We start from the raw sequence: 14,977 nt of genomic DNA, 5'->3' as shown, positions 1-14,977 counted from the left end.
GCTGCACCGCGCCGCCGCGTTGGGTTTCCCCCCGCCGAGCCCCCCCCCGGCCCGGGCCTCGTCCCCGACCGCCGGGGCTGCCCTTCCCTGGCGGGCCGAACCCCGATGGGCCCCCCCGTCACCCCGGGGGCGCCCTTCGTGGTGTGTGGGGGACCTCAGATCTCGCCGCGCAGCTTCGCCAGCGCCTCGGCGAGGATCGCCTCGCCGTCGGCGTCGGTGCGACGCTCGCGCACGTACGCGAGGTGGGTCTTGTACGGCTCGTTGCGCGAGGGGGCCGGCGGGTTGTGCTGGTCCTGCCCGGCGGGGAAGCCGCAGCGCGGGCAGTCCCAGGTCTCCGGGATCGCCGCTTCGGCGGCGAAGCTGGGACGGGTCTCGTGCTTGTTCGCGCACCAGAAGGAGATCCGGTTGCGCGGGGCGGACTCGCCGCGCTCCGCCTCGCCCATCGGGCCTGCCCCGACCCTGCTGCCACGGATGGCATTGCCACTTGCCACGGTCTGACTCCCTGCGTACTGGTGCGCCGACCCGCCGCGGTGCGCGTCGGTGGCGAAAGTCGTCCTAGTGTAAGCAGGAGTTAAGCATCCGCCACCATCGCCTCCGCACCCGACCGTCCAAGGATAGGCGCTCGGGAGACGGGGCGTCAGGGATACGTCAGCTCTGGTACTTCAGCACCAGGCCCAGCACGATGATGGACGCGAACCACCCCAGGCCGACCACGATGGTGATGCGGTCCAGATTGCGCTCGGCCACCGCCGAGCCGCCGCCGGTGGACATCGCACCACCGCCGAACATGTCGGACAGGCCGCCGCCCTTCCCCTTGTGCAGCAGCACCAGAAGGATCATCAGCAGACTGAAGATGATCAGGGCAATCGAGAACCCGAGAACCACGACGGGACCAACTCTCTCGTATCTTCGGCGAAGGGGCCGGGCCGCGTACGGCGGTCCGGCCCCAAAGCCTACGTTGCTGCGGCGGCGTTAGCCTACTGCCTGCTCACGGTAGCGCACGATCTTGACGAACTCCTCGGCGTCCAGCGAGGCACCGCCGACCAGGCCGCCGTCGATGTCGGGCTTGGCCATCAGGCCGGCCGCGCTCGACGACTTCACCGAGCCGCCGTACAGCACCCGGACCTTGCCGGCCAGCTCGGCGTCGTACAGCTCGGCGATCCGGGCGCGGATCGCGGCGCAGACCTCCTGCGCGTCCTCCGGGGTGGCCACCTCGCCGGTGCCGATCGCCCAGACCGGCTCGTAGGCGACCACGATCGACTCGGCCTGGTCGGCCGGGACGTCGGCCAGGCCGCCGTCCAGCTGGGCCAGGGTGTACTCGACGTGGGTGCCGGCCTTGCGGATCTCCAGCGGCTCGCCGACGCACAGGATCGGGGTGATCCCGGCGCGGTAGGCGGCCTTCACCTTGGCGTTGACGATCTCCTCGTTCTCGCCGTGGTACTGGCGGCGCTCGGAGTGGCCGATCACCGCGTAGGTGCACTGGAGCTTGGCCAGCATCGGGCCGGAGACCTCGCCGGTGTAGGCCCCGCCGTCGTGCTCCGAGATGTCCTGCGAGCCGTACTTGATCTTCAGCTTGTCGCCGAAGACCAGGGTCTGCACCGAGCGAAGGTCGGTGAACGGCACCAGGACGGCGACCTCGACGGCCGCGTAGTCCTTGTCGGCCAGCGCGAAGGCCAGCTTCTGGGTGTGCTGGATGGCCTCAAGGTGGTTGAGGTTCATCTTCCAGTTGCCCGCCATCAGCGGGAGACGGTCGGTCATGTGTTTCAGTCCTCCAGAGCGGCGAGACCGGGGAGGGTCTTGCCCTCCAGGTACTCGAGGCTGGCGCCGCCGCCGGTCGAGATGTGTCCGAAGGCGTTCTCGTCGAAGCCCAGGATGCGGACGGCCGCGGCGGAGTCGCCGCCACCGACCACGGTGAACGCGTCGCTGTCGAGCAGGGCCTGCGCGACGGCCTTGGTGCCGCCCGCGTAGTCCGGGTGCTCGAAGACGCCCATCGGGCCGTTCCAGAACACCGTGCCCGCGTCGGCCAGCTTCGCCGCGTACAGCTCGCGGGTCTTCGGGCCGATGTCCAGGCCCTCCTGGTCGGCCGGGATGGCGTCCGCCGCGACGGTGTCGGGGTTCGCCGGGGCCTTGGTCTTGAGGTCCGGGAACTCGGCGGAGATCAGGACGTCCACCGGCAGCACGAACTCGACGCCGCGCGCCTCGGCCCGGGCCAGGTACTCCAGGACGGTCGGGATCTGGTCCGCCTGGAGCAGCGAGATGCCGACCTCGTGGCCCTTGGCCTTGAGGAAGGTGTACGCCATCCCGCCGCCGATCAGGATCCGGTCGGCCTTCTCCAGCAGGTTGTCGATGACGCCCAGCTTGTCGGAGACCTTGGCACCGCCGAGCACCACCACGTACGGGCGGGCGACGTCCTCGGTGAGCTTCTTCAGCACACCGACCTCGGTGGCGATCAGGTCGCCGGCGGCGTGCGGCAGCAGGGCCGGCAGGTCGAACACCGAGGCGTGCTTGCGGTGCACGGCGCCGAAGCCGTCGCCCACGTACAGGTCGGCCAGGGTGGCCAGCTGCTCGGCGAAGGCCTTGCGCTCGGCGTCGTCCTTGCTGGTCTCGCCCGCGTTGAAGCGCAGGTTCTCCAGCAGCGCGACCTCGCCGCCCGCCAGCGCGGCCACGGTGGCGCGGGCGCTGTCGCCGACGGTGTCGGTGGCGAAGGCGACGTCCTTGCCGAGGATCTCGCCGAGGCGCTTCGCCACCGGGGCGAGCGAGAACTGCGGGTCCGGCGCGCCCTTGGGCCGGCCGAGGTGCGAGGCCACGACGACCTTCGCGCCGGCCGCGGCCAGCTTGGCGATGGTCGGCGCGACGGCGCGGATGCGGCCGTCGTCGGTGATCGTGGCGCCGTCCAGCGGCACGTTCAGGTCGGCTCGCACGAAGACGCGCTTGCCTTCGACGCCGGCTTCGATGAGCTCTTCGATGGTCTTCACGGGGATTCGGTTTCTCCTGGGGAGATGGTTGATGCGCAGTGAGGCGGCACGGCGCAGGGGCCGCCTGAGAAGTCCTTGAGCGCGGAACGAGGGCCCGGTCGGCGCCGTAGCCGTCCGGGCCCTCGCCCCTACATCACGTCAGCTCCCGCAAGGTCAGAGCTGCCCGCCGACGAGGGTGACCAGGTCGACGACGCGGTTCGAGTAGCCCCACTCGTTGTCGTACCAGCCGAGCACCTTGACCTGGTTGCCCTGGACCATGGTGAGCTGCGAGTCGAAGATGCAGGAGTGCGGGTCGTTGACGATGTCCGAGGAGACGATCGGGTCCTCGGTGTAGGCCAGGATGCCCTTGAGCGAGCCCTCCTGCGCGGCCTTCTGGAAGGCCGCGTTGACCTCGTCCTTGGTGACCTCGCGCTCCAGGGTGACGACCAGGTCCGTGATGGAACCGGTCGGGACCGGGACGCGCAGCGAGGTGCCGTCCAGCTTGCCCTTCAGCTCCGGCAGGACCAGGGCGGTCGCCTTGGCGGCACCGGTCGAGGTCGGGATGATGTTCTGCGAGGCCGCACGAGCACGGCGCAGGTCCTTGTGCGGGAAGTCCAGGGTCACCTGGTCGTTGGTGAACGCGTGGACGGTGGTCATCAGACCCTTGACGATGCCGAAGCTCTCGTTCAGCACCTTGGCCATCGGCGCCACGCAGTTCGTGGTGCAGGAGGCGTTGGAGATGATGTGGTGGTTGGCGGCGTCGTACTTCTCGTCGTTGACACCCAGGACGACGGTGACGTCCTCGTCGGTGGCGGGCGCCGAGATGATGACCTTCTTCGCGCCGGCGGCGAGGTGCTTCTTCGCGGCCTCGGCCTTGGTGAAGATGCCGGTGGACTCGACGACGATGTCGGCGCCCAGCTCGGCCCACGGAAGGTTCGCGGGGTCACGCTCGGCGGTCACCTTGAAGGTGTGGCCGTCGACGGTGATGCTGTCCTCGGTGTGCGAGACCTCGCCCGGGAAGGTACCCAGGGTGGTGTCGTACTTGAGCAGGTGAGCCAGGGTCTTCGTGTCGGTGAGGTCGTTGACACCCACGACCTCGATGTCCGCGCCCTGGGCCTTGACCGCGCGGAAGAAGTTGCGGCCGATGCGGCCGAAGCCGTTGATGCCTACCCGGATCGTCACGAACCGATCTCCTCGTTAGGTACGCCGGGGGCGCAGCCCCGGCGGGGGTGAGATTTGGGAAGTCCCCGACCGCCTATGACCCTACCCCTCCGGGGCCTGGGACGGCACATCGCACCGCCTGGTGAGACTGGGCGTGGCGAGGCCGAAAGCCCGTTCCGGGCCGTCCGGCCTTGGTCCGCCGGGCAGTTGGTCCTGGGCCAGTGGTCTCTACCAATTCGGGAGTGTCGCGGGTCCGGACGGACGTCCGGCGGGCCGCCCCGCGGGCCCTCCGGGAGGCCGTCCGCGGGTGGGTTCGCAGACGCCGACGGCCGGCGCCCCGGATCGGGGTGCCGGCCGTCTCGTCGTCACGCGGTGTGAGCGCGAACCTCAGTTCATCGCCATCTCGTCGGTGATGCTGGCCTCGGTGCTCGGCAGGCCGAGCTCGGAGGCGCGCTTGTCGGCCATCGCCAGCAGCCGGCGGATCCGGCCGGCCACCGCGTCCTTGGTCAGCGGCGGGTCGGCGAGCGCGCCCAGCTCCTCCAGCGAGGCCTGCTTGTGCTGCATCCGCAGCTGGCCGGCCGCGGCCAGGTGCTCGGGCACCTCGTCGCCGAGGATCTCCAGCGCGCGGGCCACCCGGGCGCCGGCCGCCACCGCGGCGCGGGCCGAGCGGCGCAGGTTGGCGTCGTCGAAGTTGGCCAGCCGGTTGGCGGTGGCCCGGACCTCGCGCCGCATCCGGCGCTCCTCCCAGGCCAGCACGGACTCGTGCGCGCCGAGCCGGGTCAGCAGCGCGCCGATCGCGTCGCCGTCGCGGATGACCACCCGGTCCACGCCGCGCACCTCGCGGGCCTTGGCCGGGATGCCGAGCCGACGGGCGGCGCCGACCAGGGCGAGGGCGGCCTCGGAGCCGGGGCAGGTGATCTCCAGCGAGGAGGAGCGGCCCGGCTCGGTGAGCGAGCCGTGCGCCAGGAAGGCCCCGCGCCAGGCCGCCTCGGCATCGCAGGTGGCCCCGGAGACCACTGCCGGGGGAAGGCCCCGGATCGGGCGGCCGCGGCCGTCCACGAGCCCGGTCTGGCGCGCCAGCAGCTCGCCGTCCTTGACCACCCGGACCACGAAGCGGCTGCCGCGGCGCAGCCCGCCGGGGGCCATCACCACGAGGTCCGAGGAGTGGCCGAAGATCTCCAGCAGGTCCTTGCGCAGCCGCCGTGCCGCCGCTCCGGTGTCCAGCTCCGCCTCGATCACGATGCGGCCGCTCACGATGTGCAGCCCGCCCGCGAACCGCAGGATCGCCGACACCTCCGCCTTGCGACAGCAGGCCCGGGTGACCGGGAGCCGGCTGATCTCGTCCTTCACCGCTGGAGTCATCGCCATGGCCCGATCCTTCCATGTGTCCGGAAAATCCGGTCGTACGCTGCCGCCAACAGCTCGGGGTCGTGTCGCGGCGTCCCGTCGGTGCGGGCCACCGAGCCGAGCACCAGAGCGGCGCCCATCCGTTCGGCGGCCTTCTCCAGACCGTCCAGGTCGGCCTGGCCGAAGGCCCCGCCGGTGACGGCGCGCTCGTCCACCAGGATCGCATCCACCGCGAGGTCCGGAGCGTGGTCGGCGATGACCTCCAGGTGGCGCTGCGGGGTGAAGCCCTCGGTCTCCCCGGGCTGGGGGGCCAGGTTCAGGGTGAGCAGGCGGCGGGCGCGGGTCTCGGTGAGCGCCTTGGCCAGGTCGGGCACCAGCAGGTGCGGCAGCACGCTGGTGAACCAGGAGCCGGGGCCGAGCACCACCCAGTCCGCCTCGCGGACCGCGGTGACGGCCTCCGGGACGGCGGGCGGCCCGTCCGGCAGCAGCCGGATCGACTGGACGGTACCGGGGGTCACCGCGACGTCGGCCTGGCCGCGGACCGCGGTCACCTCGGCGGGGTGGCGCGGGTCGTGACCGCGGACGGTCGCCTCGATGTCCAGCGGCACCGCCGACATCGGCAGCACCCGGCCCTGGACGTTGAGCAGCCGGCCGACCCATTCCAGCGCGGCCACCGGGTCGCCCAGCTTCTCCCAGAGCGCGACGATCAGCAGGTTGCCGACCGCGTGGCCGCCGAGTTCGCCGTTGCCGGTGAAGCGCTGCTGGATCACCTCGGACCAGGTGCGGCCCCAGTCGTCGTCCCCGCACAGCGCGGCCAGCGCCTTGCGCAGGTCGCCGGGGGGCAGCACGCCGAGTTCCTCGCGCAGCCGGCCGCTGGAACCGCCGTCGTCGGCGACGGTGACCACGGCGGTGAGGTCGCTGGTGAGCCGGCGCAGCGCGGACAGCGAGGCGGACAGGCCCTGTCCGCCGCCGAGCGCGGTGATCCTGGGAGCCGGATTGGCGCGGGCGGGACTGCTGCGCGGACGGCTCGGCACCGTGGCCCGGGCCGGGCTGCCCGCCCGGTCACCGGTCCTGCTCTGCGGCTGCCGCCCGGGCACGTATCCCGCCACACATCACCTCGCGTTCCTCGGCCCGCCGACCGCTCCGCCGACGGGCCCGGCAGGGAGGCGGCGGTTACTCCCGTCCCATGTCACGGTGGACCAGCACCGTCTCGACTCCGTCGGCGATGAGACGCTTGGTCAGACGCTCGGACATGGCGACGCTGCGGTGCTTGCCACCGGTGCAGCCTACGGCAAGCGTCATGTAGCGCTTCCCCTCGCGGCGGTACCCCTCGGTGATGATGCGCAGCAGCTGGGCGTAGCCGTCCAGGAACTCGTTGGCTCCGGGCTGCTGGAACACGTAGTCGGAGACGTCCGCGTCGGTGCCGGTGCGGGCCCGCAGTTCGGGCACCCAGTGCGGGTTGGGCAGGAAGCGGCAGTCCACCACGAGGTCGGCGTCGACCGGCAGGCCGTACTTGAAGCCGAAGGACATCACGGTGGCGCGCAGCTCGGGCTCGTCGTGGTCGGCGAACTGGGCGTCCAGCTTGGCGCGCAGCTGGTGCACGTTGAGGTTGGAGGTGTCGATCACCAGGTCGGCCTCGCCGCGCAGGTCGCGCAGCAGGTCGCGCTCGCGGGCGATGCCGTCCACGATCCGACCGTCGGCCTGGAGGGGGTGCGGGCGGCGGACGCTCTCGAAGCGGCGCACCAGCGCCTCGTCGGAGGAGTCCAGGAAGACGACCCGGAGCCGGACGCCGCGCTTCTCCAGCTCGTCCAGCGAGGTGAGGAGGTCGTCGAAGAACTGCCGGCCGCGGACGTCCACGACCACGCCGATCCGGGCGACGTTGCCCTGGGAACGGGCGCCCAGGTCGACCATGGTCGGGATCAGGGCCGGCGGCAGGTTGTCCACCACGAACCAGCCGAGGTCCTCCAGGCACTTGGCGGCGGTGGAGCGGCCGGCTCCGGACATGCCGGAGATGATCACCAGCTCCGGCGCGTTCTCGGCCACGTCTGACACGGTCACTTCGGTTCCCCGCTCTCGGTCTTTCTGCTGGGGAGAACGCGTACGGCACGGCCGCCCTTCCCCGGCCCGGGCAGGCGGGCGGGGCCGGGGCACACCGGCTGACAGGCGGCGTCGGCCGTCATGGCGTCTCCTGGGATGGTGCGGTCTGGGGTGCTGCGGCCACCGGCTCGGCGGCCTGCTCGGCCCCGTCCTCGATGATCTCGCCGGTCGCGGTGTTGACCGCGGGTGCGGCGGGTGTACAGGACGACAACGCCTCCGCAACAGTCTGCGCGGTGCGGCGTCCGATGCCGGGTACCTCGCAGAGCTCGTCCACGGTGGCGGCCCGGAGCTTCTTCAGCGAGCCGAAGTGCTTGAGCAGCGCCCGGCGGCGAGTCTCTCCGAGGCCCGGGACGGAGTCCAGTTCCCCGGCGGTGAGTCGCCTGGAACGCTTGTTGCGCTGATAGCTGATCGCGAAGCGGTGGGCCTCGTCGCGCACCCGCTGGAGCAGGTAGAGGCCCTCGCTGGAGCGCGGCAGCACGACCGGGTCGTCCTCGCCGGGCAGCCAGACCTCCTCCAGGCGCTTGGCCAGGCCGCACAGCGCGACGTCGTCGATGCCGAGCTCGTCCAGGGCGCGCCTGGCGGCGGCGACCTGGGGCTGGCCGCCGTCGACGACCAGCAGCTGGGGAGGGTAGGCGAAGCGCTTGGGGCGGCCCTCGTCGTCCCGGGCGCCGGTGGCGGGCTCGTCCTCCTCGGGGACGGCCCACTCGCCGGTCTGTTCGCGCTCCTGGAGGTAGCGGCGGAAGCGCCGGCTGATCACCTCGTGCATCGAGCGGACGTCGTCCTGGCCCTCGAAGCCCCTGATCTGGAAGCGCCGGTACTCGCTCTTGCGGGCCAGGCCGTCCTCGAAGACGACCATGGAGGCGACCACGTCCTCGCCCTGGAGGTGGGAGATGTCGTAGCACTCGATGCGCAGCGGGACGGAGTCCAGCTCCAGCGCGTCGGCGATCTCCTGGAGGGCGCGGCTGCGGGTGGTGAGGTCGGAGGCGCGCTTGGTCTTGTGCAGTGCGAGCGCCTGCTGGGCGTTGCGCTGCACGGTGGCCATCAGGTCCTTCTTGTCGCCGCGCTGGGGGATGCGCAGGTCGACCTGGCTGCCGCGCAGGCCGCTCAGCCACTCGCGGACCGGCTCGGCCGGGTCGGGCAGGGCGGGGACGAGGACCTCGCGCGGGACGGACTCGCCGCCGCCGTAGAGCTGCTGGAGGGCGTGCTCGACCAGGCCGGCGGTGTCGACGTCCTCGACCCTGTCGGTGACCCAGCCCCGCTGGCCGCGCACCCGGCCGCCGCGGACGTGGAAGATCTGCACGGCGGCTTCGAGCTCGTCCTCGGCGACGGCCAGCAGGTCGGCGTCGGTGGCGTCGGCGAGCACGATGGCGTTCTTCTCCATCGCGCGCTTGAGGGCGCCGATGTCGTCCCGCAGCCGCCCCGCCTTCTCGTACTCCAGCTCGGCGGCGGCCTCCCGCATCTGCTCTTCCAGCCGGCGCAGGTAGTTGCCGGTGCGCCCGGCCATGAAGTCGCAGAAGTCCTCGGCCAGCGCGCGGTGTTCGTCCGCCGAGACCTTGCCGACGCAGGGCGCGGCGCACTTGCCGATGTAGCCGAGCAGGCAGGGCCGGCCGACCTGGCGGGCGCGCTTGAAGACGCCGTTGGAGCAGGTGCGGACGGGGAAGACGCGCAGCAGCAGGTCGACCGTCTCGCGGATCGCCCAGGCGTGCCCGTAGGGGCCGAAGTAGCGCACGCCCTTCTTGTGCGCCCCGCGCATCACCTGGACCCTCGGGTACTCCTCGTCGAGGGTGACGGCGAGTTCCGGATAGCTCTTGTCGTCGCGGTACTTGACGTTGAACCGCGGGTCGTACTCCTTGATCCAGGAGTACTCCAGCTGGAGCGCCTCGACCTCGGTGCCGACCACGGTCCACTCGACCGAGGCGGCCGTGGTGACCATGGTCGCGGTGCGCGGGTGCAGGCCCGCCAGGTCCTGGAAGTAGGAGGACAGGCGCGGGCGCAGGCTCTTGGCCTTGCCGACGTAGATGACCCGGCCGTGGGCGTCGCGGAACTTGTAGACACCGGGGGAGGTCGGGATCGCACCGGGCGCGGGGCGGTAGGTGCTCGGGTCAGCCATGGGTCCACCGTACCGAGTGGGGACGGGGCCGCGGGGCGGAGATCGTCAGGTGGGACCGTGGCGGTCGGGAGGGGCTCAACTGTGTCAGCTCGGGGTCACCTTGAGGTTGCCGCCCTCGACCGTGACGGTGTAGGCGGGCAGCGGGGCGGAGGCCGGGCCGTCCTGCACGGCACCGTCCGTGGCGGAGAACCGGCTGCCGTGACAGGGGCACTGGATCTGGTCGTTCTTCACCTGGTCCACCAGGCAGCCGGCGTGGGTGCAGCGGGCGTTGAACGCCTTGTACTGGCCGGCGGCGGGCTGGGTCACCACGATCTTCTGCTCGCGGTAGACCTTGCCGCCGCCCTCCGGCACGGCCGAGGCCGGACCGAGGTCGACCGGGCCCTTGAGGGCGCCCTTGTCGCCCGCGGAGGAGCCGCACCCGGTGACCGCCACGGCGCCGCCGGCCGCCAGGGCCGCGGCTCCGCAGAGCACCGTGCGGCGGGAGGCGGTGGGGCTGGTCTCGGACATCGGTGCGCTCCTACGGTTCTGCTGCGGGGGACCACGGAAGTCTATGCCGCACGTACCCCGCCGCCCCCGGGCCACCCCTGGGTGTCAGGGCGGCCCGGGAGCGGCGGCGGGCGGCGGGCGGGACTACTTCTTCGCGGCCGCCGCGCGCTTGCGCGGTGCCTTCTTCGCCGGGGCGGCCGGGGCGTCCGCGAGGTCGGCGGGCAGGATGTCCCGCAGGAACTTGCCGGTGTGGCTCTCCGGGACGGCCGCGATCTGCTCCGGGGTGCCCTCGGCGACCACCGTGCCGCCGCCGGAGCCGCCCTCGGGGCCCATGTCGACGATCCAGTCGGCGGTCTTGATCACATCGAGGTTGTGCTCGATGACGATCACCGTGTTGCCCTTGTCGACCAGCCCGCTGAGCACCTTGATCAGCTTGCTGATGTCCTCGAAGTGCAGACCGGTGGTGGGCTCGTCCAGCACGTAGACCGTCCGCCCGGTGGAGCGCTTCTGGAGCTCCGAGGCGAGCTTGACGCGCTGCGCCTCGCCGCCGGACAGCGTCGGCGCGGACTGGCCGAGCCGGACGTAGCCGAGGCCGACGTCGTTGAGCGTCCGCAGGTGGCGGGCGATCGCCGGGACGGCCTCGAAGAACGCCAGCGCCTCCTCGATCGGCATGTCCAGCACCTCGGCGATGGACTTGCCCTTGTAGTGGACCTCCAGCGTCTCCCGGTTGTACCGGGCGCCGTGGCAGACCTCGCACGGCACGTAGACGTCCGGCAGGAAGTTCATCTCGATCTTGATGGTGCCGTCGCCCGAGCAGTTCTCGCAGCGGCCGCCCTTGACGTTGAAGGAGAACCGGCCGGGCAGGTAGCCGCGGACCTTGGCCTCCTGCGTCTCCGCGAAGAGCCGGCGGACGTGGTCGAACACCCCGGTGTAGGTGGCCGGGTTGGAGCGCGGGGTGCGGCCGATCGGCGACTGGTCGACGTGCACCACCTTGTCCACCTGGTCGGTGCCGGTGATCCGGGTGTGCCGGCCGGGCACCGCGCGGGCGCCGTTCAGCTCCCGGGCGAGGTGGGTGTACAGGATGTCGTTGACCAGCGTCGACTTGCCGGAGCCGGAGACGCCGGTGATCGCGGTGAGGGTGCCGAGCGGGAAGCCGACCGTGACGTCCTTGAGGTTGTGCTCGCGGGCGCCGTGGACCGTCAGCTGGCGCTTCTTGTCCCGCTCCCGGCGGGTGTCCGGGATCGGGATGGACCGCTTGCCGGAGAGGTACTGGCCGGTCAGCGACTCCTTGTTGCCGAGCAGCTCCTTCAGCGAACCGGAGTGCACCACCTTGCCGCCGTGCTCGCCGGCGCCGGGGCCGATGTCGACCACCCAGTCCGCGGTCTTGATGGTGTCCTCGTCGTGCTCGACCACGATCAGGGTGTTGCCGATGTCGCGCAGCCGCACCAGGGTCTCGATCAGCCGGTGGTTGTCCCGCTGGTGCAGGCCGATGGACGGCTCGTCCAGCACGTACAGCACGCCGACCAGGCCGGAGCCGATCTGGGTGGCCAGCCGGATGCGCTGGGCCTCGCCGCCGGACAGGGTGCCGGCCGCGCGGTCCAGCGAGAGGTAGTCCAGGCCGACGTCGACCAGGAAGCGCAGCCGCTCGTTGACCTCCTTGAGGACCCGCTCGGCGATCCGCTTGTCCCGGGCGTTGAGCTTCATCGCGCCCAGGAACTCCGAGCAGTCGCTGATCGACATCGAGGAGACGTCGGCGATCGACTTGTCCTGGACGGTGACGGCGAGCACCACCGGCTTGAGCCGGGTGCCCTGGCACGTCGGGCAGGGCACCTCGCGCATGTAGCCCTCGAAGCGCTCGCGGCTGCTGTCGCTCTCCGCCTCGGTGTGCCGGCGCTGGATGAACGGGATCGCGCCCTCGAAGCCGGTGCTGTACGAGCGCTCGCGGCCGAAGCGGTTGCGGTAGCGGACCTCCACCTGGTGCTTGTGGCCGTACAGCAGCGCCTTCCTGGCGCGAGCGGGCAGCCCGGCCCAGGGGATGTCGGTGCGGAAGCCGAGCTCCCCGGCCAGCGCGTCGATCAGCCGCTGGAAGTACTCCTTGGCGTGCCCGGCCGACCACGGGTGGATGGCGCCCTCGTCCAGCGAGCGCTCGACGTCCGGCACCACCAGCTCCGGGTCGACCTCCATCCGGTTGCCCAGGCCCGAGCAGTCCGGGCAGGCGCCGAACGGCGAGTTGAAGGAGAACGAGCGCGGCTCCAGCTCCTCGAACGACACGTCGTCGTACGGGCAGTAGAGGTGCTCGGAGTACATCCGCTCGCGCTCGGCGTCGTCCTCGGGGAGGTCGACGAAGTCGAGCACGACCATGCCGCCGGACAGCCGCAGGGCCGTCTCCACGGAGTCGGTGAGCCGCCGCTTGGCGCTGTCCTTCACCGTCAGGCGGTCGATCACCACCTCGATGGTGTGCTTCTCCTGCTTCTTGAGCTTCGGCGGCTCGGCGAGCTGGACCGTCTCGCCGTCGACCCGGGCGCGGGAGTAGCCCTTGGACTGGAGGTCGGCGAACAGGTCGGCGAACTCGCCCTTGCGCTCGCGCACCACCGGGCTCAGCACCTGGAAGCGGGTGCCCTCGGTGAGCTCCAGCACCTTGTCCACGATCGCCTGTGGCGACTGCTTGGCGATCGGACGGCCGCAGTGCGGACAGTGCGGCTTGCCGATCCGGGCGAACAGCAGGCGCAGGTAGTCGTAGACCTCGGTGATGGTGCCGACGGTCGAACGGGGGTTGCGGTTGGTGGACTTCTGGTCGATCGAGACGGCCGGGGAGAGGCCTTCGATGAAGTCCACGTCGGGCTTGTCCATCTGGCCCAGGAACTGGCGGGCGTAGGACGACAGCGACTCGACGTAGCGGCGCTGGCCCTCGGCGAAGATCGTGTCGAAGGCGAGCGAGGACTTGCCGGAGCCGGAGAGGCCCGTGAAGACGATGAGGGAGTCGCGGGGCAGGTCGAGCGAGACGTTCTTGAGGTTGTGCTCGCGAGCACCGCGGACGATGAGGCGGTCGGCCACTGCTTCTGGCGCCTTTCTCCGGTGCGAAGAGGACTTGCGTCGGGATGTGCTGCTTCTTCCAGGATGCGGCAGCCAGCCTATAGCTCAGACGTTCGAATATCGACCTTGTCCAGCCGGGACCACCCGAACGAGTGAGGGCGGCTCCCGGACGGTCCGTACCCGGACCGAAAAAGGCCCTGCTCAGGGCTGGGATTCGGCGATAGCGTCGCCTGGTCAACGAGCGAAGCCCCCCGCGGGCAACGCGCCGACCCGTACCGAAGGCAGATTCGATGACCGACCCGCAGCCGACCGACCCGCAGTCCGCCGCCGCCTCCGCCGCCGCCCGGCTCGACCTGGTCGAGGAGAGCACCCGGCGCCTGCTGGCCACCGTGTCCGGGCTGGAGCCCGGGGCCCTCGCCGAGCCCTCCGCGCTGCCCGGCTGGACCCGCGGCCACGTGCTGGCCCACCTCGCCCGCAACGCCGACTCCCTGGTCAACCTGCTGACCGGCGCCCGCACCGGCACCGACGTCCCGCAGTACGCCGGCAACGAGGCCCGCGACCAGGGCATCGAGCGCGACGCGCCCCGCCCGCTGGACGTCCAGCTCGCCGACCTGCGCGACTCGCACGCCCGCTTCGCCGAGGCCGCCGCGCTGCTGGACCCACGGGCCTGGACCGCGACCGTGAAGCACCGCCACGGCTACGTCTTCCCGGCCTGCGACATCCCGGCCAAGCGCCTGGTGGAGCTGGAGTTCCACCACGTCGACCTGGCCGCCGGCTACACCCCCGCGCGGTGGCCGCGGGACTTCGCGGTCGCCCAGTTCCACCGGGTCGCCGAGGGCCTGGCCGACGAGACCGGCCTGCCCGGCGTCGAGCTGGTCGCCGAGGACGGCGGGGAGCGCGCCACGATCGGCTCGGGCACCCCCGCGCTGACCGTCACCGGTCCCGTCCACGCCCTCGCCGCCTGGCTCTCCGGCCGCTCCGACGGCGCCGACCTGCGCCGCACCCCCGACACCGACCTCCCCCGGCTTCCCCCGATGGGCTGACGGAGCGAGGATGATCCCAGAAGCCACTGGAGAGGGAGCGAACGGATGACGTACCACGGAGCGGTCAAGGTCGGCGGGCCGCCGGACGTGCGGGAGCTGGCCCACCTGATCATCACCAAGGTGGCCGTCGGCCCGTACGACAACAACGCCTACCTGCTGCGCTGCCGGGCCACCGACGAGCAGCTGCTGATCGACGCCGCCGCGGACGCCCCGGCGCTGCTGGAGACCGTCGGCGACGACCTTGAGACCGTGGTCACCACCCACCGGCACCACGACCACTGGGGCGCGCTGGCCGAGGTGGTCGCCACCACCGGCGCCCGCACCGCCGCCGGCGAGCACGACGCCGAGGGCATCGACGTCCCCACCGAGCTGCTGCTCGCCGACGGCGACACCCTGCGGGTCGGCGAGGTCGAGCTGACCGTCCGGCACCTGGTCGGACACACCCCGGGCGCGATCGTGCTGGTCTACGACGACCCCCAGGGCCACCCCCACGTCTTCACCGGCGACTGCCTCTTCCCCGGCGGCGTCGGCAACACCTGGGGCGACCCGGAGGCCTTCAGGACCCTCTACCGCGACGTCACCGAGAAGGTCTTCGACGTCCTCCCGGACGAGGCCTGGGTCTACCCCGGCCACGGCAACGACACCACCCTCGGCGCCGAGCGCCCGCACCTGGACGAGTGGCGCGAACGCGGCTGGTGACCCGGCCGGCCCCCGCACGGCACGGAGCCCCGCCGCCGGACGCGTCG

At 71.7% G+C, this 14,977-nt stretch carries 13 protein-coding genes; 2 read left to right on the top strand and 11 right to left on the bottom strand.

Annotation, left to right across the window (positions count from 1 at the left end; genetic code table 11):
• Nucleotides 1-155 precede the first annotated feature (155 nt).
• The 11 genes from ACFRAR_RS24805 to uvrA all read right to left on the bottom strand — a co-directional run bounded on the left by ACFRAR_RS24805 (nt 156) and on the right by uvrA (nt 13,209).
• A complete protein-coding gene (locus ACFRAR_RS24805; RefSeq protein WP_223245297.1) occupies nt 156-443 on the bottom strand; it encodes an RNA polymerase-binding protein RbpA in 288 nt (95 codons plus the stop codon).
• 205 nt (nt 444-648) lie between these two features.
• Nucleotides 649-885: a preprotein translocase subunit SecG gene (gene secG / locus ACFRAR_RS24800; RefSeq protein WP_350521388.1), complete on the bottom strand. Its 237-nt coding sequence runs from the start codon at nt 883-885 to the stop codon at nt 649-651.
• Between the two features lie 87 nt (nt 886-972).
• Complete coding sequence (tpiA, locus tag ACFRAR_RS24795; RefSeq protein ID WP_380700377.1) at nt 973-1,758, bottom strand: triose-phosphate isomerase; 786 nt, start codon at nt 1,756-1,758, stop codon at nt 973-975.
• A 5-nt stretch (nt 1,759-1,763) separates the two neighbouring features.
• Entirely contained in the window at nt 1,764-2,975 is a 1,212-nt protein-coding gene (locus tag ACFRAR_RS24790; RefSeq protein ID WP_380700376.1) for a phosphoglycerate kinase, read from the bottom strand.
• Between the two features lie 153 nt (nt 2,976-3,128).
• Nucleotides 3,129-4,136: a type I glyceraldehyde-3-phosphate dehydrogenase gene (gene gap / locus ACFRAR_RS24785; protein WP_380700375.1), complete on the bottom strand. Its 1,008-nt coding sequence runs from the start codon at nt 4,134-4,136 to the stop codon at nt 3,129-3,131.
• Nucleotides 4,137-4,502: 366 nt separating this feature from the next.
• Nucleotides 4,503-5,483, bottom strand: a complete 981-nt coding sequence (whiA, locus tag ACFRAR_RS24780; RefSeq protein ID WP_316527119.1) for a DNA-binding protein WhiA — start codon at nt 5,481-5,483, stop codon at nt 4,503-4,505.
• Nucleotides 5,474-6,571 carry a uridine diphosphate-N-acetylglucosamine-binding protein YvcK gene (gene yvcK / locus ACFRAR_RS24775; RefSeq protein WP_380700374.1) on the bottom strand — a complete coding sequence of 366 codons (1,098 nt, stop codon included), beginning with the start codon at nt 6,569-6,571 and terminating at the stop codon, nt 5,474-5,476. The genes whiA and yvcK overlap by 10 nt, the downstream gene beginning before the upstream one ends.
• 64 nt (nt 6,572-6,635) lie before the next feature.
• On the bottom strand, nt 6,636-7,520 hold the full coding sequence (gene rapZ, locus ACFRAR_RS24770; RefSeq protein WP_380700373.1) for an RNase adapter RapZ: 885 nt from the start codon (nt 7,518-7,520) through the stop codon (nt 6,636-6,638).
• Between the two features lie 118 nt (nt 7,521-7,638).
• Nucleotides 7,639-9,669, bottom strand: coding sequence for an excinuclease ABC subunit UvrC (gene uvrC / locus ACFRAR_RS24765; protein WP_380700372.1), 2,031 nt, complete (start codon nt 9,667-9,669; stop codon nt 7,639-7,641).
• 84 nt (nt 9,670-9,753) lie between these two features.
• Nucleotides 9,754-10,176, bottom strand: coding sequence for a Rieske (2Fe-2S) protein (locus tag ACFRAR_RS24760; RefSeq protein WP_380700371.1), 423 nt, complete (start codon nt 10,174-10,176; stop codon nt 9,754-9,756).
• A 123-nt stretch (nt 10,177-10,299) separates the two neighbouring features.
• Nucleotides 10,300-13,209 (bottom strand): excinuclease ABC subunit UvrA, encoded by a 2,910-nt coding sequence (gene uvrA / locus ACFRAR_RS24755; RefSeq protein WP_380700370.1) that lies wholly within the window; start codon nt 13,207-13,209, stop codon nt 10,300-10,302.
• Between the two features lie 269 nt (nt 13,210-13,478).
• Between uvrA and ACFRAR_RS24750 the strand changes: the two genes are divergently transcribed.
• Together ACFRAR_RS24750 and ACFRAR_RS24745 are read left to right on the top strand one after the other, a co-directional pair.
• On the top strand, nt 13,479-14,231 hold the full coding sequence (locus ACFRAR_RS24750) for a maleylpyruvate isomerase family mycothiol-dependent enzyme (protein ID WP_380700369.1): 753 nt from the start codon (nt 13,479-13,481) through the stop codon (nt 14,229-14,231).
• Between the two features lie 45 nt (nt 14,232-14,276).
• Complete coding sequence (locus ACFRAR_RS24745) at nt 14,277-14,930, top strand: MBL fold metallo-hydrolase (RefSeq protein WP_380700368.1); 654 nt, start codon at nt 14,277-14,279, stop codon at nt 14,928-14,930.
• The last annotated feature ends 47 nt before the right edge of the window (nt 14,931-14,977 follow it).

The organism is Kitasatospora sp. NPDC056651, from assembly GCF_042792155.1.
Classification (GTDB): Bacteria; Actinomycetota; Actinomycetes; order Streptomycetales; family Streptomycetaceae; genus Kitasatospora.
The sequence above is the reverse complement of the archived record's forward strand: the minus strand, read 5'-3'. Positions and strand labels throughout refer to the sequence as shown.

What these genes read in the sequence shown, in the direction of transcription:
- ACFRAR_RS24805 (WP_223245297.1), bottom strand. Translation starts at nt 443, where the DNA reads ATGGGCGAGGCGGAGCGCGGCGAGTCCGCCCCGCGCAACCGGATCTCC.
- tpiA (WP_380700377.1), bottom strand. Translation starts at nt 1,758, where the DNA reads ATGACCGACCGTCTCCCGCTGATGGCGGGCAACTGGAAGATGAACCTC.
- whiA (WP_316527119.1), bottom strand. Translation starts at nt 5,483, where the DNA reads ATGGCGATGACTCCAGCGGTGAAGGACGAGATCAGCCGGCTCCCGGTC.
- uvrC (WP_380700372.1), bottom strand. Translation starts at nt 9,669, where the DNA reads ATGGCTGACCCGAGCACCTACCGCCCCGCGCCCGGTGCGATCCCGACC.
- ACFRAR_RS24760 (WP_380700371.1), bottom strand. Translation starts at nt 10,176, where the DNA reads ATGTCCGAGACCAGCCCCACCGCCTCCCGCCGCACGGTGCTCTGCGGA.
- ACFRAR_RS24750 (WP_380700369.1), top strand. Translation starts at nt 13,479, where the DNA reads ATGACCGACCCGCAGCCGACCGACCCGCAGTCCGCCGCCGCCTCCGCC.
- ACFRAR_RS24745 (WP_380700368.1), top strand. Translation starts at nt 14,277, where the DNA reads ATGACGTACCACGGAGCGGTCAAGGTCGGCGGGCCGCCGGACGTGCGG.